This is a genomic window from Halodesulfovibrio sp. MK-HDV (assembly GCF_009914765.1).
In the GTDB taxonomy this organism is placed as follows: domain Bacteria; phylum Desulfobacterota; class Desulfovibrionia; order Desulfovibrionales; family Desulfovibrionaceae; genus Halodesulfovibrio.
In genome coordinates this window covers 38809-59745 of the sequence record NZ_WYDS01000004.1, presented here as the reverse complement: position 1 = coordinate 59745, position 20937 = coordinate 38809, and the positions used below count along the sequence as shown (strand labels likewise).

Annotated in this window: 16 protein-coding genes, 1 tRNA gene and 1 riboswitch; of the genes, 9 read left to right on the top strand and 8 right to left on the bottom strand. The window is 44.6% G+C overall.

The window, feature by feature from the left end:
- Positions 1-10: 10 nt before the first annotated feature.
- A complete protein-coding gene (locus MKHDV_RS18865) occupies positions 11-805 on the bottom strand; it encodes a glycosyltransferase family 39 protein (RefSeq protein ID WP_254060409.1) in 795 nt (264 codons plus the stop codon).
- 368 nt (positions 806-1173) lie between these two features.
- On the opposite strand from MKHDV_RS18865, the gene MKHDV_RS04180 reads away from it, so the two are divergent.
- From MKHDV_RS04180 to MKHDV_RS04170, 3 genes are all read left to right on the top strand, one after another.
- Positions 1174-2562 (top strand): efflux RND transporter periplasmic adaptor subunit, encoded by a 1389-nt coding sequence (locus tag MKHDV_RS04180; protein WP_160712568.1) that lies wholly within the window; start codon positions 1174-1176, stop codon positions 2560-2562.
- A 2-nt stretch (positions 2563-2564) separates the two neighbouring features.
- Positions 2565-5723: an efflux RND transporter permease subunit gene (locus MKHDV_RS04175; protein WP_160712566.1), complete on the top strand. Its 3159-nt coding sequence runs from the start codon at positions 2565-2567 to the stop codon at positions 5721-5723.
- A gap of 139 nt (positions 5724-5862) precedes the next feature.
- Positions 5863-5938: transfer RNA gene (locus MKHDV_RS04170), tRNA-Thr, on the top strand.
- Between the two features lie 93 nt (positions 5939-6031).
- Here the strand turns inward: MKHDV_RS04170 and MKHDV_RS04165 are convergent.
- Complete coding sequence (locus MKHDV_RS04165; protein WP_160712564.1) at positions 6032-6916, bottom strand: LysR family transcriptional regulator; 885 nt, start codon at positions 6914-6916, stop codon at positions 6032-6034.
- A 156-nt stretch (positions 6917-7072) separates the two neighbouring features.
- Here MKHDV_RS04165 and MKHDV_RS04160 point away from each other — a divergent pair, with 156 nt between their 5' ends.
- The 3 genes from MKHDV_RS04160 (at position 7073) to MKHDV_RS04150 (ending at position 9070) form a co-directional block, all read left to right on the top strand.
- On the top strand, positions 7073-7513 hold the full coding sequence (locus MKHDV_RS04160; RefSeq protein WP_254060408.1) for a PACE efflux transporter: 441 nt from the start codon (positions 7073-7075) through the stop codon (positions 7511-7513).
- Positions 7514-7622: 109 nt separating this feature from the next.
- On the top strand, positions 7623-7832 hold the full coding sequence (locus MKHDV_RS04155; protein ID WP_160712562.1) for an alkylphosphonate utilization protein: 210 nt from the start codon (positions 7623-7625) through the stop codon (positions 7830-7832).
- Positions 7833-8344: 512 nt separating this feature from the next.
- Entirely contained in the window at positions 8345-9070 is a 726-nt protein-coding gene (locus tag MKHDV_RS04150; protein WP_160712560.1) for a LuxR C-terminal-related transcriptional regulator, read from the top strand.
- Positions 9071-9261: 191 nt separating this feature from the next.
- Here MKHDV_RS04150 and MKHDV_RS04145 read toward each other — a convergent pair whose 3' ends face one another.
- Positions 9262-9876, bottom strand: coding sequence for a LysE family translocator (locus MKHDV_RS04145; RefSeq protein ID WP_160712558.1), 615 nt, complete (start codon positions 9874-9876; stop codon positions 9262-9264).
- Between the two features lie 223 nt (positions 9877-10099).
- Between MKHDV_RS04145 and MKHDV_RS04140 the strand changes: the two genes are divergently transcribed.
- Together MKHDV_RS04140 and MKHDV_RS04135 are read left to right on the top strand one after the other, a co-directional pair.
- On the top strand, positions 10100-10666 hold the full coding sequence (locus MKHDV_RS04140; protein WP_160712556.1) for a flavodoxin family protein: 567 nt from the start codon (positions 10100-10102) through the stop codon (positions 10664-10666).
- Positions 10667-11193: 527 nt separating this feature from the next.
- The gene (locus tag MKHDV_RS04135) at positions 11194-13608 is read left to right on the top strand and encodes a methyl-accepting chemotaxis protein (protein WP_160712554.1); all 2415 of its coding nucleotides are present in this window, start codon (positions 11194-11196) and stop codon (positions 13606-13608) included.
- A 162-nt stretch (positions 13609-13770) separates the two neighbouring features.
- On the opposite strand, the gene MKHDV_RS04130 is transcribed toward MKHDV_RS04135, so the two are convergent.
- The 3 genes from MKHDV_RS04130 to MKHDV_RS04120 form a co-directional block, all read right to left on the bottom strand.
- Complete coding sequence (locus MKHDV_RS04130) at positions 13771-14166, bottom strand: hypothetical protein (protein ID WP_160712552.1); 396 nt, start codon at positions 14164-14166, stop codon at positions 13771-13773.
- A gap of 524 nt (positions 14167-14690) precedes the next feature.
- Positions 14691-15701 carry a M23 family metallopeptidase gene (locus tag MKHDV_RS04125; protein WP_160712550.1) on the bottom strand — a complete coding sequence of 337 codons (1011 nt, stop codon included), beginning with the start codon at positions 15699-15701 and terminating at the stop codon, positions 14691-14693.
- Between the two features lie 247 nt (positions 15702-15948).
- On the bottom strand, positions 15949-17292 hold the full coding sequence (locus MKHDV_RS04120; protein ID WP_160712842.1) for a Na+/H+ antiporter NhaC family protein: 1344 nt from the start codon (positions 17290-17292) through the stop codon (positions 15949-15951).
- 424 nt (positions 17293-17716) lie between these two features.
- A riboswitch (glycine riboswitch) is annotated at positions 17717-17817 on the top strand.
- A 101-nt stretch (positions 17818-17918) separates the two neighbouring features.
- Here MKHDV_RS04120 and MKHDV_RS04115 point away from each other — a divergent pair.
- Positions 17919-19310 carry a sodium:alanine symporter family protein gene (locus tag MKHDV_RS04115; protein WP_160712548.1) on the top strand — a complete coding sequence of 464 codons (1392 nt, stop codon included), beginning with the start codon at positions 17919-17921 and terminating at the stop codon, positions 19308-19310.
- Positions 19311-19888: 578 nt separating this feature from the next.
- Here MKHDV_RS04115 and MKHDV_RS04110 read toward each other — a convergent pair.
- Together MKHDV_RS04110 and MKHDV_RS04105 are read right to left on the bottom strand one after the other, a co-directional pair.
- Positions 19889-20125, bottom strand: coding sequence for a hypothetical protein (locus MKHDV_RS04110; protein ID WP_160712546.1), 237 nt, complete (start codon positions 20123-20125; stop codon positions 19889-19891).
- A 20-nt stretch (positions 20126-20145) separates the two neighbouring features.
- A complete protein-coding gene (locus MKHDV_RS04105; protein WP_160712544.1) occupies positions 20146-20739 on the bottom strand; it encodes a class I SAM-dependent methyltransferase in 594 nt (197 codons plus the stop codon).
- Between the last annotated feature and the right edge of the window lie 198 nt (positions 20740-20937).

Sequence of the window (20937 nt, the reverse complement as noted above, 5' to 3'; positions counted from 1 at the left end):
CACGGGGTTATTAAGCCGATCTGAGAGGCGAAATATTCAGGAAAGCGGTCAAAACGGAAAAACGGTTTTGCACTAGCAGTGGAGGTAACCCCTGCAAGCTTGGCAACATGGCGGAAGCCACCCAGTCGTTCTGCATATTCCAGATAAGAATCGGCAAGAAACCGATAACCGTGCCAATAGCAATGGCAATGGCTGCACGCTTTACAAACACGGGACTAAGCATCTTTCTGCGCCACAGCCCGATACAATAAAAGAACACAACACCCGCCATGGCAAGCATCATGTATTTAGCAAGGATTCCAAGAGCCACCGCAATACAGAGTATTACATACGGTGCTTTTCGTTCTGGATTTTCACTGGCAGCGTAGATTGCGAATAGAGACGTAAGCCAGCACACAAGTAGAGGGCTGTCTGTTGTCATCAATACGCCGGAAGCGAGGAACAATGGAATTGTATTGGCAAGAATTACTGCCCAGAGGGCTGCAATCGGACGCTTCATTATGTGTCCCATGCCGTACAACAGAATACCTTGAGTCAAAAAGGAGTTAAAAACAGCGCCAAAACGAACACCAAACTGTGTGTTACCAAAAAGCGTTGTCCAACCTTTAATGATCCATGCAATCAGAGGTCCTTTGGAGTAGTAAGAAAACTGCATGTGACGAGTCCAATCCCAATACTGGGCTTCGTCGTACACAAGATCAAGCTGATTACTCGATAAAAACGCGATGCGAATACAAGTTGTGCATACAATAATCGCAGCAGCCACAAGATATGGATGTCGCTGCCAAATAGCCGTGTTATTCAAAATAGACCTCACAAAAACAATATACAATGATCACGCAAGTTCAAGGCTCAAGAAAGTGTGAAGAGCACCCAAAAAAGCGCATTATATCCTTGATACGGAAAACGCTCCCTAATTCATACCAGTTATCCCCAATTGTCAACTCTACAGGTTTTTAAATAACTATTTGATATTTCAATTAATCTTCGAAACGAACTTAGTTCCCTGTATTTTTTATTTTGCCTCATGGATATAACACACTTCTCTCTTAGCTTTGTATAGAAACTATGGTAACATGCCACACTGTCTGACATTTTCTTCAACTCGTCAGCTTTCCATTTATTCCGAAGATCAGTGACTTTAAAAGTATTGAGACATCATCCGGAGGCGGCATGGCAGTTTGTTACCATCAGAAAATATTATCCTTAGCGGTATGTTGCATGTGCGTATTCACACTTGCAGCCTGTTCCGATAACGGCGCTCCGCAACAACGCCCTGCACCGAGTGTGGATGTTATTTCTGTTTCAGAATATCCAGTCGCCAATAAATGGGACGCCGTGGGGCGTGTTGATTCAAAAGATATCGTGCAGATTAAGTCACGCGTGGAAGGCTTTTTGTTAACACAGGGTTTCAAAGAAGGTGATATTGTCGAAAAAGATCAGGTACTTTTCAAAATAGACCCCAAACCGTTTGAAGCCGATCTTCAACTGGCAAAGGCTAATGTTGAAAAAGCAAAAGCAGCCCTTGTTGAAGCAAAACAAAATCTCCGACGCGGCGCAGAGCTGTATGCAGGAAAAAATATCAGTAAATCTGAGTTGGATGCATACACCAGTACAGAACGACAAGCCGCAGCGGAAGTCGATGCAACCAAAGCACAGGTCTATTCTGCTGCCATCAATCTTGGATACACCACTATTACTGCCCCGTTCAAAGGCCGTATAAGTAAAATTGTGTACTCCGTCGGCAACCTGATTTCCCCTTCAAGCGGCACACTGGCGACTATTTATTCCATTGACCCAATCTACGTGTATTTCACTGTGGATGAAAAAGACGTCGTCACATACCGTGAAAAATGGGGTTACGGATCATCACCAAAATTAAAATTTATGCTCAAGCTTCCTAACGGCACTTCGTACCCTCTGGAAGGAAAGCTGGATTTCGCACAGCCATTTATTGATAAAGATACCGGCACAATTGATTTGCGCTGTGTTTTTCCGAACCCTGACAGTCTACTTCTTTCCGGAATGTATGTATCTGTTATTGTAGAAGATGCTGAAAAAAAACTTATGCCTGTCATCCCGCAATCAAGCGTGCAGCAAAACCAATCCGGTTACACCGTTGTCGTTGTGGATAAAGATAATGTTGCAACATCCCGTACAGTTGAACTGGGAATGCGCCTTGATGCAATGTGGGTTGTAATAAGCGGGCTCCATGCCGGAGAACGTATTATTGTAGAAGGATTACAAAAAGTTCAGCAGGGCAAACCTGTTGATCCACACCTTGTTAATGTTGACCCCAAAACAGGTGTTATTACAAAACATTCAGCAAAGGAAAAAAGCGGCTCCGGTCCGACGAAAATTGTTCCTAAAAAAACCGGTTCAAAAAAAGGTACTCCTGAAAACCCGCGTTGGACTGAAACAGATCCGAACAAAAAAAATACGTCATCTGACGCCGATCCAAATGCAAAGCCGTTACCTCCGGCTAAACCGAATACGATTTTACCACCAACCAATTCATCCAAGAAAACATCACCATCTGCCACGCCAAATAGTGGGAGCTGAGTATGACAATCAGTCATTTCTTTATTGACCGGCCAAAGTTCGCCATTGTCATAGCCATCGTCATTACCCTTGTGGGCTCTTTGGCGCTGATAGTACTCCCTGTTGCTCAATATCCAGATATTACACCGCCAGTTGTTACTGTAACGGCTAATTACCCAGGTGCGAGTCCTGAAATTTTAGAACGTACGGTCATCAAACCCCTCGAAGACAATATCAACGGTGTTGAAGACATGATTTATATATCGTCTACCGCCGACACCACAGGGACATCTACAACTTCAATTACCTTCGCCCCCAAAACTGATCCGGATATTGCGCAGGTAAACGTACAAAACCGAGTTTCACAGGCGTTAGCTAACCTTCCGGAACAAGTCCGAAGGCTGGGCGTAACTGTTAAAAGACAGTCCACAACCATGCTGCTCGGTGTCAGCATTATTTCACCGGACAACACGTACTCCAGCCTGTTTCTAAACAACTACGCAAAACAATTTATTGTTGACCCGCTTAAACGAATTAACGGCGTTTCAGACGTACAGATTTTCGGTTCGCCATATTCCATGCGTATTTGGCTTAATCCAAAGCTCATGGAATCGTACCGCATGACCACGTCCGATGTTCAAGATGCTCTGGAACAACAGAACATTATTGTTGCTGCCGGTAGTATTGGCGGCGGTCCCAATGTTCCGCAGCAACAGTTCAGATACACCGTACAGGCTCAGGGGCGATTAGTTACCGCAGAAGAATTTAACAACATCATTCTTCGCACATCGCCCAATGGAGCGATTGTTCGTGTCAAAGATATCGGACGCGCAGAACTAGGTGACAAGTCGTATGACTCATATGCAAATCTGAATAATAAGCCGCAGGCATTTGTTGTTGTTTATCAGACAAGTAACGGCAATGCGTTGGATATTGCAGATAATATTTACAAAAGAATGGAAGTTCTATCCAAACAGTTTCCTAACGGAGTCGATTACTTAATTCCTTACGATACAACAATATTTATCCGCCGCTCCATTGATGAAGTTGTGACCACACTTCTTCAAGCCGTATTGCTTGTTATTCTGGTTGTTTTCCTTTTCCTGCAAAACGTACGCGCCACATTTATTCCAACAGTAGCTATCCCGGTATCCCTCATCGGCACCTTTGCCGTCATGCAGGCCCTTGGATATTCCATTAACACCATCTCGCTATTTGGACTTGTGCTTGCCATCGGGGTCGTCGTTGACGATGCCATTGTGGTTATCGAAAACGTAGAACGGCATATGGTAGACTCGAAATTGCCGCCAAAAGAGGCGGCACGCATCGCCATGTCAGAAGTAACAAGCCCGATCATTGCAACTACACTTGTTCTGCTGGCTGTATTCGTTCCTGTTATGTTCATGCCGGGCATTACCGGCGGCTTATATCGACAATTTGCTGTAACAATTTCCGTGTCTGTTCTTATTTCATCGGTAAATGCACTTACGTTAAGCCCTGCACTATGCTCACTCATCCTTAAAGAAGGACAGCTTGAGCCTATCTTTTTCCTACGACCAGTTGATCGCGCCATTAAATGGTCAACAGAACGATACGGAACAGTTATTACGTTCATCCTGCGTAGAGGCTTTCTCATACTTGTGGCAATAGTCGCTATCTTCGGATTCACAGGTTATTTGTACAACAATACTCCAACTGCATTTATTCCGAATGAAGATCAGGGGTTCTTCTTTGTTGATGCTCAACTTCCTGAAGCTGCATCATTAAATAGAACCCAGAGAGTTTTGACTGAAATTACAGATATAACCCAAACAGTGAGCGGCGTAGAACGAGTAATTACAGTTTCCGGTCGTAGTTTTCTTTCCGGTAACTTGTCCAACACCGGCCTCATTATTGTCATGTTGAAAGATTGGGACAGCAGGCCGGACGGAGCAACGCTACGAAGTATTATGCGTGAAGCTAACAAGCTATACAGAAAATACCCTGATGCATCACTCAGGGCATTTGAGTTGCCGGCTATTCCGGGGATCGGTACCACTAACGGGTTCGCATATCAGCTTCAGGATACATTAAGTCGTCCGCCGGAAAACATCGCCAAAGTTGCTCAGCAACTTGCCTTTGATGCAACACAAGATCCCGCAGTACAGCTGGCATACACCACTTTCCGCACAGATGTTCCTCAATATTTCCTTGAGGTAGACAGAAACAAAGCGATGGTTCTGGGAATTTCCCTTGGAGATATTTACGCAACACTGCAAGCTCAGTTCGGATCTTTATATGTGAATGACTTTGTGAAGGAAGGACAAATCTATCAGGTTAATATTCAGTCTGACGCACAATTCCGTGCCACGCCTGAAGACTTTAGACTTTTCTACGTACGCAACGGCAAAGATGAAATGGTTCCGGTCAGTTCCGTTGCCGCAATCAGCCCGATCCTCGGCCCTGCGCAGGTATTCCACTACAACCTCTATAGCACTGTAGCTATCAATGGCGGAGCGGCACTCGGATATAGCTCCGGTGATGCCATCGCAACTATGGAAAAACTTTCCCAAAAGCTTCCCCCCGGCTATACATTTGAATGGACAGCACTTTCTCTTCAGGAGATTGAAGCAGGCAACCTTGCACCGCTCATTTTTCTTCTTTCCTTCACTTTCGTATACCTGTTCCTCGTGGCGCAGTACGAAAGCTGGATTATGCCTATCGCCATTGTGGGGTCTGTTCCTTTAGCAATTGTTGGCGCAATCGCGGGTATCCACTACTGGGCACCTATTTATGAACTGAGCAACAACATCTATGCGCAGGTAGGGGTAATTCTTCTAATTGGTATGGCTGCCAAGACATCTATTCTTATTGTTGAATTTGCAATGGATCTCTACAAAGAAGGCAAAACAGCTAAAGAAGCAGCATTTTCCGCCTCAAAGCTACGTTTCCGCGCTGTACTTATGACAGCGTTCTCCTTTATACTTGGTGTTTCACCTTTGGTGGTAGCATCCGGTCCGGGTTCTGCAAGCAGACACTCTCTTGGTATCGCCGTAATGTGCGGTATGATCACCGCAACGCTCTTTGCCCCGCTACTTGTTCCAGGATTTTACTATCAATTACAACGTTGGCTCGAATTTGTCGGTAAAAAAACAAACGCTAAAAGTGAACCTTCAGTCGAAAAAACACAGGAAGAGTCCTAGTTTGAGTTTTTTACAGTAAAAAAACTTTTTCTTGTTGACGGCTACATGCGTTCCATATAAACACCCTCTTCGCAGCACGTTACTCGTGCTCACAATACAGCACTATTGACCTTAGACACAGTCAAGGTCTCTTATAGAAGCTCTCATAGCTCAGTTGGTAGAGCGCATCCTTGGTAAGGATGAGGTCAGCAGTTCAATTCTGCTTGAGAGCTCCATATTTTAGCGGACAACTTACTCAGTAAGTTGTCCGCCTTTTTTTGTATCTACCTTTAAGGACTGAACTAATGAATGCTAAACATGACATATCGTTATGTCAGCACATTCTGCAATCGCGCTGCCAACCACTTTTCGGCAGGACGTAGCGGATAGTCTTTTTTCCACAACAGATAAAAAGAATTGCTGTAGCCTTCCTGTAAAAACGTCAGGGGCAACGAAACCATTTCTTCTCGCTGACGCAGCCGCAATGTCTGCGATTCTGCAAGCCATGCCCAGCCCACACCGCGACGGGCTAGATCTATCATCAACTGGCTGTCTTCACACAACCATGTTTTCTCACTGAACAACCCTGAATCTGCTTCGCGCACTCCATCTTTACTCGAAGCAACTAGTTGCGTGTGCTCCCATAAGTCATCGGCAGTCACAGAAGTTAATCTTGCAAGGGGATGCACTGAACCGACCATAGGCCAAAATTTTTCACTGCCAAGCTGCTCCCATGAACACTCCTCGTCCGGAAGGCCAGATGCAGGCATGGCAATACCTACATCCACTCTATCTTTCAGGACCAATTCTTTTACGTCACCAATAGCAGCCCACAGCACCTCTACCTGAATATAGTCGAACTCTTTTGAAAATTCCGCCAGAACGCCGCCGATGACTTCAGAAGAAACAAGCTCCTCTACCGCCAGCCTAAGCAGAACCTGTGGCTTTTCAATAATCTGATCTGCTGTATCTGTGACAACTCTGCACTGGTACAGCACAGCCCGCACGGTGCTCAACATCCGTTCGCCTTCACTGGTCAGCACAGGAAATTTTCCTGAACGATCAAATAAAGTCACGCCTAGATCAATTTCCAAGTTCGCAACCGACGTACTTACCCTGCTCTGCGCTTTGCCTAAATATCTGGCTGCTGCTGAAAACGACCCATGCTCCACTGCCGCCACAAAAGCCTCTAGCTGTTCAATAGAAAATAGCACCTCACCCTCCTGCCGACCGCGTTTCTGATTTTATCTATCCGCTTTTCGGATAGTATCTAATTAGAACAATCTCTTTTCAAGAGATATATATCTGTTGAATAAAAAGAATAATGATTCGTGTAAAAAACAAAATCAGCAATAATAAAGGCTTTCAACATGACTATTGTAATGCGTACCCCTAAAGACCGTTTGCGTCACACACTTCTCTTTGAATTTTTCCTTTTACTACTCTGTATTCCAATCATGACTTTCGCGCTGGGCAAACCGGTAGAAGAGATTGGCGCCATGAGCGTTATGCTCAGTCTCGCCGGTGCATCATGGAACTACATGTACAACTACCTGTTCGATCACGCATTGGTTCGGTTCAACAAACCGCTCTATCCTCGAAGTGGAATGCTCCGAGTATTCCACGCAATACTTTTTGAGATAACACTGTTAGTTATCACGGTTCCAGCTGTTATGCTGATGCTCAACTTCCCATTCATGAAAGCATTGATGGTTGATATCGGTTTTGCAGCGTTTGTTCCTGTATATGCGTTTGGATACAACATAGTCTACGACAGGGTTTTTCCACCGCCTGTTGCAGTAGTTGCTTAATAATCAGGAGCTTCAAACAACTTTCTTTTGTTTGCCACATCTGCCATAATCGGCGCGAGCAAAAAACACACCGGTAGGATACTACCGACGTTATAAAAAAGAGGATTGTATGGAAACTAAAGATTCAAACGGCAACGTTCTTAACGACGGCGATAGCGTTCTTGTAATTAAAGACCTTAAAGTTAAAGGTGCTTCCATGACTCTGAAGCGCGGAACTGTTATCAAAAAAATTCAGACTACTTCTAATCCAGAACACATTGAATGTCGCGTAGGTAAAGGACAGATCGTCCTTAAGACTTGCTTCCTGAAAAAAGCTTAGCGACTTTTCAAATCATATAAAAAAAGACCGAACAACGATTTGTCCGGTCTTTTTTTGTTTTTTTGCTAATTTTATTGGCAGAAAATAAAAGAATATTTAAAATTAAGGAGCCGTTGAGAGACACAACGGCTCCTAAGTTGATCCACTTTCCCTACATATACGTTCTGTGTCGATATAAACCGCCTGGTAGATAAAAAACGCCACACCTACCAAGGGTATAGAGGGGCAATACTTCTAAACAAAGCATTAAAAGGAAAAGCACAGCATGTTTTATGGGCTAATGCTGGTATCACACGCCACATAAACCGTGCTGACACGCGTATATAAATGGATCTAACAATCTGAACTATATGCCGAAGAAACAGGCTCGCGAGAAAGCAACTTACTCGCTTACATGCACTGCAACTTCGACACGTAATGGTGTGCACACCTATACATCATAACGTTGCTTAAAACACCTCCCTAAACAGGGAGGTCACACAGCCTTTCATATCCAGCAATGGGAGACTGAAATGAACGACAAACTGTACGAGATATTAGAAACAATTGTTACTTCTGATTCCCATGACTATTTGTGGGAAAAATTTGTTGAATATGCAAAACATATGGGAGTAGCCCAGCTTCATACTTGGTTTAAAAATACTAATAGCAATATTAGTTGGTTTTCTACGGTACCCGAATGGTGGCACCGCAACTACATAGAAACCAACGCAATCGAGTATGACTCTATTATTAATCACACCCTTACAGGCAATGGCCCGTTATTATATGGATGTGATCAAGATATTGGTAATCCGCTTCTTTGCGAAAAAGCGCAAAAACTCATTCAGATAAGTACGTCTGAGTTCAACTATAGCAGCGGCATCACAATGCCTTCATTTTACAACAATAAACGTATAGGTGGTATTAACGTTTGCTTCCCTGAAACAGTCTCGCAACTTAATGATGTTCCGACTGACAGAATTTTAGAACTGCTTCTCGTATCAAGCACAGCACACGAGCGACTCTATGTTCTGACATCAAAAAATACGCACGCTATATCTTTGACTCCCCGTCAGCAGGAATGCCTTACATGGCTGGCTGGTGGACTTACTTCTCACGAAGTTGCAGATAAAATCGGTATTAGTCATCATACTGTAAAAATGCACATTGATTCTGCAAAAGAACGATTAGGCGCAACAACTAGAATTCAGGCAGTAGCCAAAGCGCTCACAGCCGGTCTAATAAGCATCCCGTAATACCTAGTTGTTACAATTGCCCCGATCAAAGCGATTCCCCAGTTGAAACGACTGAGTCACTTGATGTATTCAAATTACTCTTTTTAATCGTTCTGGTTACACTGATCGGATAAACCCCAATGCAAATTTCAAAAAAAAGCCTGAATGATACATTCAGGCTTTTTCGAAAATCTATATAATAAACATAAGGTCTAAATGGTGTAGACAACTCGCAATGCTAATCCAATAAGAACTACACCAGTTAATCTGTCCACCATCACTGCACGTGCTTTGATCTTTTCAAGGATACTCGGTCTGGTGAGTAAAAAACTGATTATTGTGTACCACAATCCGTCAATCAGCATCGGTGTAGCTATAACAATCGCTCTGCTTTCTGAAGCATTACTTGCTGCTACAAACTGGCTGAACAAAGCCAGAAAAAACAAGGCAAGCTTAGGATTAAGCATCGAAATCATAGCCCCGTCACGAGCAGATTGAAGCAAAGAGCTCTGCCCGCCCGCTGTGAGCTTCGCAGCAACACCGCCTTTAGACTGAACAGCGTTTATCCCCAGCCAGAATAGATAGCCAGCGCCAAGATATGCAATTCCTTTAAACAGGTTTGGGTTATGCTGCAAAACAATAGCAAGCCCCAGAACGGAAGCCAGCGCATACATTCCCACACCCAAAGCGTGCGCCCACGCAGTTACAACACCATTCTTCCAGCTACCGCCTAGACAGTTTTTTGCTACAACAGCAAGACTAGGCCCCGGAGACATTGCTCCGAGAATACAAATTAATACCAGTGAAACCCAAACGCTTAACGTCATCCAATCTCTCCCAACTTAACGTGCGCTTATGCGCTTTCTTTGTTCTCCGGCGCGAGTGCGCAAGTAACTATTTTCTATGTATTGCAGAAAACTTTTGCAAATGACAATTTGGAATTGTCAGTATTCTTGAACCGCAATATACTGCTGAACATTGAATTTACAGTGCATTTTCTGCATAGCTTTTTTCACCTCTAATCGACCATTCAAATTACAAGGAATTACAATGAAAATAGTAACACTGCTCGGCAGCGCCAGAGCAAACGGTAACACCGCAACTATTCTTGGCTGGGTGGAAGATGAATTACGTACAATGGGGCATGAAGTAGAACGCATAAACCTGACAAAAAAAGATATCAAACCATGCCTTGGTTGCGCCAAATGCAAAGAATCTGAAACAGAAATTAACTGTATTCAGAAAGATGATGCAGAAGAAATTCTACTAAAAATGATCGACGCTGATGTGACTCTTTTCTCATCTCCGACATACTTCTGGGGCTACACAGCACCGGTAAAAGCACTTATGGACAGAAGCTGGAGCCTTGTCTGCAACTACCATAAACCAAATCATGTGTCGTTACTCGAAGGTAAGCGTCAGGCTGTTCTGCTCACAGGCGGCGGTACGTACGAAAACAATGCTGAAGGGTTAGGCTTTGCTTTCAATAAGCTTCAGGCATTCTACAAAACTCAGAACGTTGGCGAACTGTTCATTGAAAAATGTACTATTGACGGCAACCGTCCTGAAGACACTGAAAAACGTGCTCTTGCCTTTGCGCGAAACCTTGTAGCGTAAAGCTACTATCTTCAGCGACTGAAGGGACAGATCTCGTCCCTATTCTCGCTGCCATATTCTTATTCAGCACATAAAGCAGCGCAGTTGCGGTCGAGCAGACTCAAGCCATAGAGCAAGCGGCTCAAGTTTTATTTACAGCCAACTCGTGCATCACACTATCAGTTCCCGCTGACAGAAAACAAAAAAAGCCTCTAGTAAAGACTAGAGGCTTTTTTATGTCCAATTTCCCGACACAGAACTTTATCGCCCGAATGTTAAAAAACTTTATATTGTGATTATTGTCACAAAAAAACCTCTATTTCATCATAACCTACCTCCACAGTAGTAAATAGTGCTGTACATATTGTTAAAAATTTCACAATGTAAAAATAACTATTACATTGTTTTTTGATTATTTATTACACTGCACGCTATTACAAAGCAATTTTCAGCAGCTAAATTTGTTTAATGCATCACTTATTCCATGCGGCATATTTTTAACGCACAACATATGCCCATAATAGCACAACTGTGATGGAGGTTACGCTATGAAACTTTTTTGGAAACTCTCTCTTCCCCAGATGATATTGGTACCGATACTTGGTATCATAAGCTACATTCTCATCAGTAACTGTTTTATAGCTATTCAACAGCATAATCTTGAATACATTATTGATGATACATTCATTGCTATTGAAAAAAACATTGATCAGGTAAGTGTATCTGCTCAAGAAACTGCATCCCTATTTGCACGTTCTCCAGAAGTATTGGCTGCTTATCAGCTTGCTCATACAGGAGATATTGATGATGCTACATCAATAGAGTCACAAGAAGCCCGTACAATGCTTCGTAACGAACTCGCACCACAGCTAACAAGTTATAAAGCTACAACAGGCAAAAAACTGAAGCTGCACTTTCACCTGCCCAACGGCAGAAGTCTTGTCCGTCTTTGGCGTAAAAAACAGACAAAAAAGAACGGAAGCTGGGTTGATATTTCTGACGACATTTCTTCATTCCGACGCACAGTGCTGGATGTAAACAGCACAGGTGCCCCTGTTCGCGGCATTGAGCTTGGGCGCGGCGGATTTGTCATGCGCGGCATTGTTCCGGTTAAAGACGATAACGGCGTCACCGTAGGTTCTGCCGAAGTCCTTAAAAGCTTTGCGTCTGTATTCGACATCGCAAAACAAAAGAACATCCCTATGATGCTCTTTATGGACAAAAAGTTCCTCAACATTACCACACGCCTTAATAATTCATCAAAGTATCCGTCTGTCTACAATACCATTCTTGTAAACAAAAATTCGGACAATCAGCCGTTTGTAGAAATGGTATCTGAGCAATTTCTCGCCACGGCATCACGTCAAAAAACATCCGAGCGGATTGGCAACTACACGCTAATCGGCTCCCCGATGCTAGATTACAGAGGGCAACGCATCGGCACACTCATTGGTGCCATTGATTCTTCAGAAGCGCTCAGCCTTGCCAGCACAGCAAACACATCACTGGCAACAACTCTTGCAGCAATCCTACTGCTACCGCTTCTAGGTATAATTTTAGTGCTCAAAAAATATATCACTGCACCACTCAACAGCATCACAACAAAAATCCAAATGCTCGCCGAAGACAAGGCTGATCTCAAAGACCGCATTACCGTAAATCAGGAAGATGAAGTGGGCGACCTGACTCTTTGGTTCAACACCCTCATGGAACGCCTCACAACCATGCTGAATGAGATGGAAGGATTCAAAAACGTTCTGAATACTGTTCCGGACCCTATCTTCGCTGTTGATGACAACTACAACCTGCTGCTTGCCAACAAAGCAGTGGAAGAAGCCGCGCGAACAGACCAGCAAGGACTCATGTGCCTGCAATGTCATGATGTGTTCAATACTGAAGTATGTACGACTTCAAATTGCCCTATTGAGCAAGTAAAACGAACACAGAAACGTGTGGTCGCGGACATCATTACCGTCCCAGGCGAAGAAGGCCCTATTTACATTCAGCCTGTGGCAGATGTTTTGTATGATGCTGAAGGTAATCGTGCCGGATACATCGAAGTTGCTCGAAACGTGACAGATCTTGTTATTTCCGAGCGTGAAATAAATCAGCAGCTCTTCACTATCGAAGGTGTTTACGAAGAAACAAAAGAGGTAGCGCACGAATTGCTGGATTCTGCTACGTCACTGGAATCAAAAATTACTGATGTTTCCGGCTCCGTTGATTCTCAGCAAATGCGTATTCGTGAAACCTCCACCGCAATGGAGCAGATGAACGTTTCTGTTTTTGAAGTTGCGCAAAGCGCTTCACGGGCTGCCCAGCAGTCAGAAGCCACGCGAGAACGGGCAGAACAGGGAGCAAACATTGTTTCAAATGCAATTGAATCCATTGAAAGCCTCCACCAGCATGCAGACACCATGAATGGTGCCATGACGCAGCTCGGCTCTCAGGCAGATGAAATTGGAACGGTACTGGGTGTCATTTCAGATATTGCAGATCAGACAAACTTACTGGCACTGAACGCCGCCATTGAAGCGGCGCGTGCAGGAGATGCAGGAAGAGGCTTTGCTGTTGTTGCAGATGAAGTCCGTAAGCTTGCTGAAAAAACCATGACGGCAACTCAGGAAGTAAACCGCGCGATTGCTGCTATTCAACAACATGCTGTCGCTTCAATACAGACAACTCAAGATACTATGACGCTCGTAGAAACAGCTACATCATTTGCAAACGAATCGGGAAACGCCCTTTCCGAAATCGTAGGCCTTGCGAATGAGGCTGCCAGTCAAATTGGAACTATTGCCACTGCAGCAGAAGAACAGTCTTCCACTTCTGAGCAGATGACCCGCGCAATGGAAGATATCAATATCCTTGTAGGAAGCGTTACGACAGAAATGCAAGAATCTGCTCAAAACGTTAAGGATCTTTCAAAACTGGCACAACGTCTGGATTCTTTATCCAGATAGTAACTGAATCTACTGCATACCCCCGCACTGCAAACGCAGTCACATAGAGAAGCCCCGCATAGTATAGTATGCGGGGCTTCATGTATATTAACACCCTGCGCGACCTAAAATAGCCACTAGCCGCTACATAAGGCAGGGTACGGACACAGCCGTCATTACCAGTTACTGAGCAACATAATCTCCATGCAGGTTATGGTATTTAACCCCATATGTTCTGTTATGAAGATTAGGGACCATCGCTGCTCTTTCACTTCCGTGAGTCCTAATTCGACTTACGTCTGGATATGCTTTCGTGCAAGGACACATCATCATGTATCGTGGACATATCGGAGACATGTACATTGGTTGGTATCCCCGTGGGCGCGGCATCATCGGCCGGACGACGACCGCACCAATATTACAAGGGGATACACGGTACATACTGATATCGACCGTCTGTACACTAACGGGAGTCAGTTTCTGGATTACGATAACTCTTTCAGCAAATGAGTATGTTACAGTTGAAAAAATCAATGCTGCAACTACAAATGCAATAGCAATAAGCTTTTCCTGTCGCATAATTCTCTCCTTTTATACCAGAATCCTGAACTGTTGCAGCACATCCATGATGACGCACAGAAAGTAACTTATCTACAACATCTTTATTATTAAAAGATCTTGAATACGAAACTTTGTGCTGCAACATTCAGAACAAGCATCTCGCGATCCACTAACAGTTTTCATCGCCATTGTAGCAGAGAGTACAGCTTGCTCAACACAATTTCGCCCGTTTTCTGCCCCGTAATCAAAACCCAATGAAATACTGACTCCTTTTGGCGTTATAGATTTTTCGCCACGCCGACGCGTTATAGGCTCTTGCAAAATTAAAAAATAACGCTCAATATACTGTAATTTAACATAAAAAAAGCCTTGCTCATTGCAAGGCTATCATCAGTTATCATCTCATTTTTTCTTTATATTCTGGATTAATAGCTACGTTATAGCCTTCAACTTCAAACATTCCCTCCATGCCTTGCGGTTTTTACATTTTGAAAACGAGAACAAAAAAAAAAGCCCCTACAGAAGAGGCATTGCTCGAACGGCTATTGCACCGAAACGCGAGATTTGTGCTCAAAAACCTGCACATTCCCCCGCCGTAATTCTACAATGCCTTCTAATTCCATATGTGCATACATTGCAGAATTCTTGCGTCCAATACAATCGACCCGCTGTGCAGTGTACGAAGAAATACTTACAACTTTCTCCGCAAGCAACGTTCCTGCTTCAGTTTTCAATCTAAGAATCAGCAAATCGCCCTTCCGAAGCATCGCTGTAACCACAGAAAAAACAAAGGGGTTACGTCCTGCCTTTACCGTTTCAATGTAATTAGGACGTTGAAGAATCTCCCGCGCAGAACGTGGAGGCGACGTTGAATAATTAACCTTCAACAATTGAGACGGGACATATTGCAATACTTCGTTTGATTCGTTTTGCCATAAGGAAGTGCCGGATTCTATCTTCTGCAATCCTGTCGCATTCTCTGTTTCCACTGACTCCAACCGTGCACCAGAAAACGGGCAAACGATCTCACCACGGCAGATTACCTGAAAATGCACATGCGAGAACGCTGTTTTTCCAGAAAGGCCGACCTGACCAAGCACACTGCCCGCCTTTACCGATTCTCCCTGAACAACCTGAACAGAGTCCTTCTTCAAATGACAATATTGGGTCTGCCATCCATCTCCATGATCAATAATCACGCCATTTCCGCATTCACGGCCTTCAACATCAACCATTCCATCCTGAAAGAAGGCATCATCCATGCCGTCGCGAGTCCGAAGCACCGTACCATTGGCGGCTACGAGAACATCGACCCCTGCGAGCATTGCGTCGTAAGACACACGAAAATCTGTTCCCTTATGCTTCTCATAACTTCGGGCATGGGTATAACAATCCTGACCACCGTGTTCAGGATCAACATCGACATAATTTTGAATAAAACAGTAACCGCTATCTGGTGGAGCAACCGGTGGGATAAAAGTAACACCGTATGCTGTAACGCTATAGGTTAAGCAGCATGCAACAACGATCACTCGAATACATTGTATACTCATACTCACCTCAAAACTGAAATATCGTAAGGATATTACTTAGTTTCGAAGTATCTCGAGATGATTTTAATGCTATTTTGTATAGCTCTTAGCTATTTATAATGAGAATACTGGTGACTAAGAGCATCAAGAGCGCAAAAGCAGCCATTTTAGGTGTCGTCATCCATATCAATCTAAAAAATAGCAAAAAAAAGGGTTCCCTGCGTATGCAAGGAACCCTTCGAATTGGTCTTTGTAAGGTCGGCAAAAACTATCGTTCAGACGGTTTGCCTAAGAAGATAGCTGCTGCACCGGTAAATGCGAGGATCAGGCAGTACCAGTTGCTCACTGCGATATCCACAGGGGATACCTTTGCAAGGGAACCGGCAAGCAGAACCTGTGCTGCGTAAGGAACCAAGCCCTGTACTACACAGGAGAAAATATCGAGCAGACTTGCGCTACGCTTTGCAGAAATTCCGCTGCGCTTTGCAATTTCTTTTGCCATGCCGCCGGAAAGAATAATCGCAACAGTGTTGTTAGCGATACAGCCATCAGCCAAGGCAGCCAGAGCCGCGATGCTGAATTCACCAGCTTTTTTGCTTTCACCAGTTTTGCTGAAGCGTTTAGCGATGTCGCCAATTTTACGAACAAGCCATGTCAGGCCGCCGTTATGACGAATAAGTTCACCAAGTCCGCCCACGAGGATGGAAAGAACGAGAATCTCGTGCATGCCAACAAAACCGCTGTAAATGTCCTGGCCAAATGTAAGCAGTGCGTAATCTGGCAGAGTTGCAAGACCCACAGCACCAGCGAAAACAATACCGGTGGTCAGTACGATAAACACGTTAACGCCAGCTACAGCTAATCCAAGAATTGCAAGGTATGGCAACACCTTAATGAACTGCCAATCACCTGCATTCGCAACAGCGCCTGTTGAACCAGTGGTTGCATAAAGAATAATCGTCACAATCGCGGCAGGTAGCGCAATCAGCAAGTTCATGCGGAATTTATCACGCATGTTACAACCCTGCGTACGAGTAGCTGCGATGGTGGTATCAGAGATCATAGACAAGTTATCACCGAACATTGCACCCCCGACAACCGCACCCATAAGCAGTGCAATAGACATATCGGAATGGCCAGCAACGCCAGCGGCAATCGGTCCGATTGCTGCGATAGTACCCATTGAGGTACCCATTGCTGTCGCAACAAATGCAGCGATAATAAACAAACCAGGCAAAACGAGTGAAGCAGGAACTAAAGAGAGCCCCATGTTTACAGTAGCATCAACACCACCAACCGCTTTTGCTACAGCAGCAAAACCACCGGCAAGCAGGTAGATGACACACATGGTCATGATGTTTATGTCGCCAGCGCCTTTAAGGAAGATAGTAATTTTTTCTTCAAAAGATTCTCTTCCCATCCACAATGCAACCATGATTCCCGGAATCACGGCCACTGTTGCTGAAAGCTGGTAGAACGCCATAGATACACCAGACATCATCAGAACAGAGCCTGTGCCGATAAAAAGCACCAGAAAGATAAGAAGGGGGAGCAAAGCAATACCATTGCCCTGCTGAGCCTCTGTTGTGTGCGTCTTGTCTAACAAACTCATTTCTTCAATTTCCTTATTGCGACAACAATTTTTCTGCCTAACATCACCAGTCTTTACAGTAACAAGCGACATTGTTTGTGCCCTCATTCATATCAAACAAGGACATCTCGACAACTGATGAGCCTTTCTAGACACACTTTGAAACCCTGTCTACTTACATTATTGTCAAAAAACTCAATTCTCACCTATTAACTGATTGATTTTGCACCTAATTCACTTAATTTGCATATATTGAAATAATTTTTTCTATTTATTAAGATTTCTTGAAATAGAGTACTTACTTTCTTTTCTTACCGCTTTCTCCTTGCAAAAAATTATTTGGTTATATAAACAGCCATTTCACAATTTCGGATGACGGTTGCAGGAGAGAGTGTCGCAAGACACCGCCGAAGAAGTAAATCTTTCAGGCAAAAGGACTGCTTCCCGACGAGCCTCTGGAGAGACTTCGCATGTTGCGAAGCACCGAAGGAGCAAGCCTTGCTGTGCAAGGTGAAACTCTCAGGTACCATGGACAGAGTGGTGTATCAGCACAGGTGTATCCAACGCCCGTGGCTGCGCATATCTATTCCCTTCCGCTCAGAGACTCATCTCATCCATCCTGATTAATTAATTTTTTAGGAGACGAGATGCAAAATATTACAGAACTTCTCAACACAATTGATTCCCTCGTATGGGGACCACCGCTGCTTATCCTACTCGTAGGAACCGGCCTGTTCCTCACCATTCGTCTTGGCGCATTACAGGTTGTACACCTGCCAAAAGCGTTAAAACTCGTTTTTTCCCCTGCTTCACGTAAAGCTTCCACTAAAGCTGGTGACGTTACTCCTTTTGCTGCTCTGTGTACGGCTTTGTCCGCTACCATCGGTACAGGTAACATTGTCGGCGTAGCAACTGCGATCACCGCTGGTGGCCCGGGTGCACTTTTCTGGATGTGGGTTGCTGCATTTTTCGGAATGGCTACCAAGTATGCTGAAGCACTGCTCGCTATCAAATACCGTGTAGTTGATGAAAACGGTCAGATGGCCGGTGGCCCGATGTACTACCTTGAGCGCGGCTTAAACAACAAGCTGCTCGCACGTATGTTTGCGCTCTTCGGTATCGGTGTTGCCTTCTTCGGTATTGGTACATTCGCACAGGTTAACGCTATTGCAGATGCTGCAAGGCTTACCTTCGATTCCCCGATCTGGCTCACTGCCACACTTCTTACAGTTCTCGTTGCTGTTGTTACCCTCGGTGGTATTCGTTCCATCGCTGCTGTAGCCAGTCGCATTGTTCCATTCATGGCAGTTCTCTACATCATTACTTCCATCTCAGTTATCTTACTGAACCTGTCTGAGATTCCGGCTGTAATCAGCCTCATCATCGACAGTGCGTTTAATCCATCCGCAGCATTCGGCGGTGCAACGGGTATTACCGTACTTATGGTAATGCGTAACGGTGTTGCCCGAGGCGTGTTCTCCAACGAATCCGGTCTTGGTTCCGCACCTATCGCAGCAGCCGCAGCACAGACTGATTCCTGCGTACGTCAGGGTCTTATCGCCATGACAGGTACTTTCTTCGATACCATTATCGTTTGTACCATGACAGGTATCGTGCTCGTTCTCACAGGCGCATGGAACACACCGGGTCTTGCAGGCGCAGCCATGACAAACTCCGCATTTGCAATGGGTCTTGGAAGTGACATCGGTAAGTACGCTGTTACTATCGGTCTCATGTTCTTTGCGTTCACAACAATCATCGGCTGGAACTACTACGGCGAACGCTGCACAGCGTATCTCTTCGGTGTTAAAGCCATCATGCCGTACCGTTTTATCTACATTGCTCTCATCGCTTGCGGTGCATTCCTCAAGCTTGATCTCATCTGGATTCTTGCAGACATCGTGAACGGCCTCATGGCTATCCCGAACCTTATCGGTCTGCTCGGTCTTTCCGGTGTAGTAGTGAACGAAACTCGTGAGTTTTTCGCAAAAGAAAATGCTAAGAAGGCATCAGCAGGCGCTGTTCTTACTGAAATGTAATCACAATATTTTTGAGACAGCTCCTCGAATGAAGCTCTCAGATCTATTGCTCTCAACTCTTTTGCTTTCTTATAGATTTGTTGTTTAAATCGAAGCTGTTCTCAAATAATACGAAAGGGATGCAATCGCTTATGCGACTGCATCCCTTTTTTTATTTTTGAATTTTGATTTTCTTTGCACCTTCAATGAGTCTCCGACGGCGGCACCAAAGGTGTCTCCGACGGCTCTCCGAGGGACAAGGGCTCTGCCCTGTACCCGCAAGGGGGACGCCCCCTTGACCGCGATTATGTATCGGCTGGTTAGGGGAGTGTTTGGTCAGCGCTCTAGGGTCAATGTCATATTCATGGTTGATTACATATTGTTGGCAGCGGCATTCAACCGTTGGTGTGTCTTTGACACCATGCGGGAACAAGTGCCCTAGGGGTGCGCACTCTGTACGAAGTACATAACGGAAAAATTGAGTCACGTCTGTGCAGCGCAAGGCACAAGAAAAAGCTAAGCTCGACGTGTAGTAAGCCTACACGAGAGTTTAGCTTTTTCGAAGTAACGTCGCGATGTGCGGGCGTGACTCAATTTTTCTAGTAGACTTGTTGCTCTTTGGAGATAATAGGCCGTTCCCATACACAATTCATGAGAGCTTTCTTGAAGAACCGGCTGCGCGAAACATAATCTTCAAAATGATCACACGTAAGATCAAAAGCCTTGCGCATGTGCGCATCATCAAACCGGTCACCGTGCTTCTCAATAATCGCAGCACGAACCTCTTCCCACAAATCAGTATCAGTCTTATCAGGCCAAACAGTCTCTTCAGTCATACCCTACCCCGTATATAAATTTAAAACTTCTCGATAACGAGCAAGTGCTCTTTGTTTACTTTCTTATTCGGAAAATCATACTGAGCCACACGGAACTGATTCCACGGCAATGTCGTCGACCACGCCTGAATTTTGTCGCCCTCGACAACTCCACCCTCATGTCCCGTATATATATGTACGGTGACAATACCATTCTTCATAAGCAAAGGTAACAACTGCTGCAAAGATGTAATCGTCGTATCAGCGCGAGTAATGACCGCATGATCACTCCCCGGTAGATAACCAAGGTTGTACATGGCACCAGCAACAACAATTCCTTCAGGAAGATGTTCACCTACGGTCTCATGTCCGGCATGAAAAAGCGTGGCACGCTCCCCAAGCCCCTTTTGTTCAAGTCGCTCCCGAGTATTCTCAAGCCCGGGCTTCTGCACGTCAAAACCGTACACATGCCCGTTTTCGCCGATAAGATCAGCAAGAAACATAGTATCGTGACCGTTACCGACGGTTCCGTCCACAACAATGGCTTCGATACCTTCATCACACCAACTTGCAGCTACTGGCTGCCAAATTGATTTCGTAAACTGTAATATAGAAGGAATGTGCCTAGGGCGCATAATTTCTCCTGAGTTCTGCGAACATGCCGCATTCTAGATTCTAAAAAATATCTCCGCAAAATACGTGAACTCAAAAAGAATCACAATATACTCCTCAACCTTCTTAAAAAATATGCAGAAACTCCAAAAAAAAGTGCACCTTGTGCAAAAAAGCGCAATTTGTGCACGCTATTTATTGCACAAGTTGCACAACCAATG

Coding starts and splice junctions, on each gene's coding strand:
- MKHDV_RS04180 (WP_160712568.1), top strand. CDS start 1,174: ATGGCAGTTTGTTACCATCAGAAAATATTATCCTTAGCGGTATGTTGC.
- MKHDV_RS04175 (WP_160712566.1), top strand. CDS start 2,565: ATGACAATCAGTCATTTCTTTATTGACCGGCCAAAGTTCGCCATTGTC.
- MKHDV_RS04160 (WP_254060408.1), top strand. CDS start 7,073: ATGACTATTGTAATGCGTACCCCTAAAGACCGTTTGCGTCACACACTT.
- MKHDV_RS04155 (WP_160712562.1), top strand. CDS start 7,623: ATGGAAACTAAAGATTCAAACGGCAACGTTCTTAACGACGGCGATAGC.
- MKHDV_RS04150 (WP_160712560.1), top strand. CDS start 8,345: ATGAACGACAAACTGTACGAGATATTAGAAACAATTGTTACTTCTGAT.
- MKHDV_RS04145 (WP_160712558.1), bottom strand. CDS start 9,876: ATGACGTTAAGCGTTTGGGTTTCACTGGTATTAATTTGTATTCTCGGA.
- MKHDV_RS04140 (WP_160712556.1), top strand. CDS start 10,100: ATGAAAATAGTAACACTGCTCGGCAGCGCCAGAGCAAACGGTAACACC.
- MKHDV_RS04135 (WP_160712554.1), top strand. CDS start 11,194: ATGAAACTTTTTTGGAAACTCTCTCTTCCCCAGATGATATTGGTACCG.
- MKHDV_RS04130 (WP_160712552.1), bottom strand. CDS start 14,166: ATGCGACAGGAAAAGCTTATTGCTATTGCATTTGTAGTTGCAGCATTG.
- MKHDV_RS04125 (WP_160712550.1), bottom strand. CDS start 15,701: ATGAGTATACAATGTATTCGAGTGATCGTTGTTGCATGCTGCTTAACC.
- MKHDV_RS04120 (WP_160712842.1), bottom strand. CDS start 17,292: ATGAGTTTGTTAGACAAGACGCACACAACAGAGGCTCAGCAGGGCAAT.
- MKHDV_RS04115 (WP_160712548.1), top strand. CDS start 17,919: ATGCAAAATATTACAGAACTTCTCAACACAATTGATTCCCTCGTATGG.
- MKHDV_RS04110 (WP_160712546.1), bottom strand. CDS start 20,125: ATGACTGAAGAGACTGTTTGGCCTGATAAGACTGATACTGATTTGTGG.
- MKHDV_RS04105 (WP_160712544.1), bottom strand. CDS start 20,739: ATGCGCCCTAGGCACATTCCTTCTATATTACAGTTTACGAAATCAATT.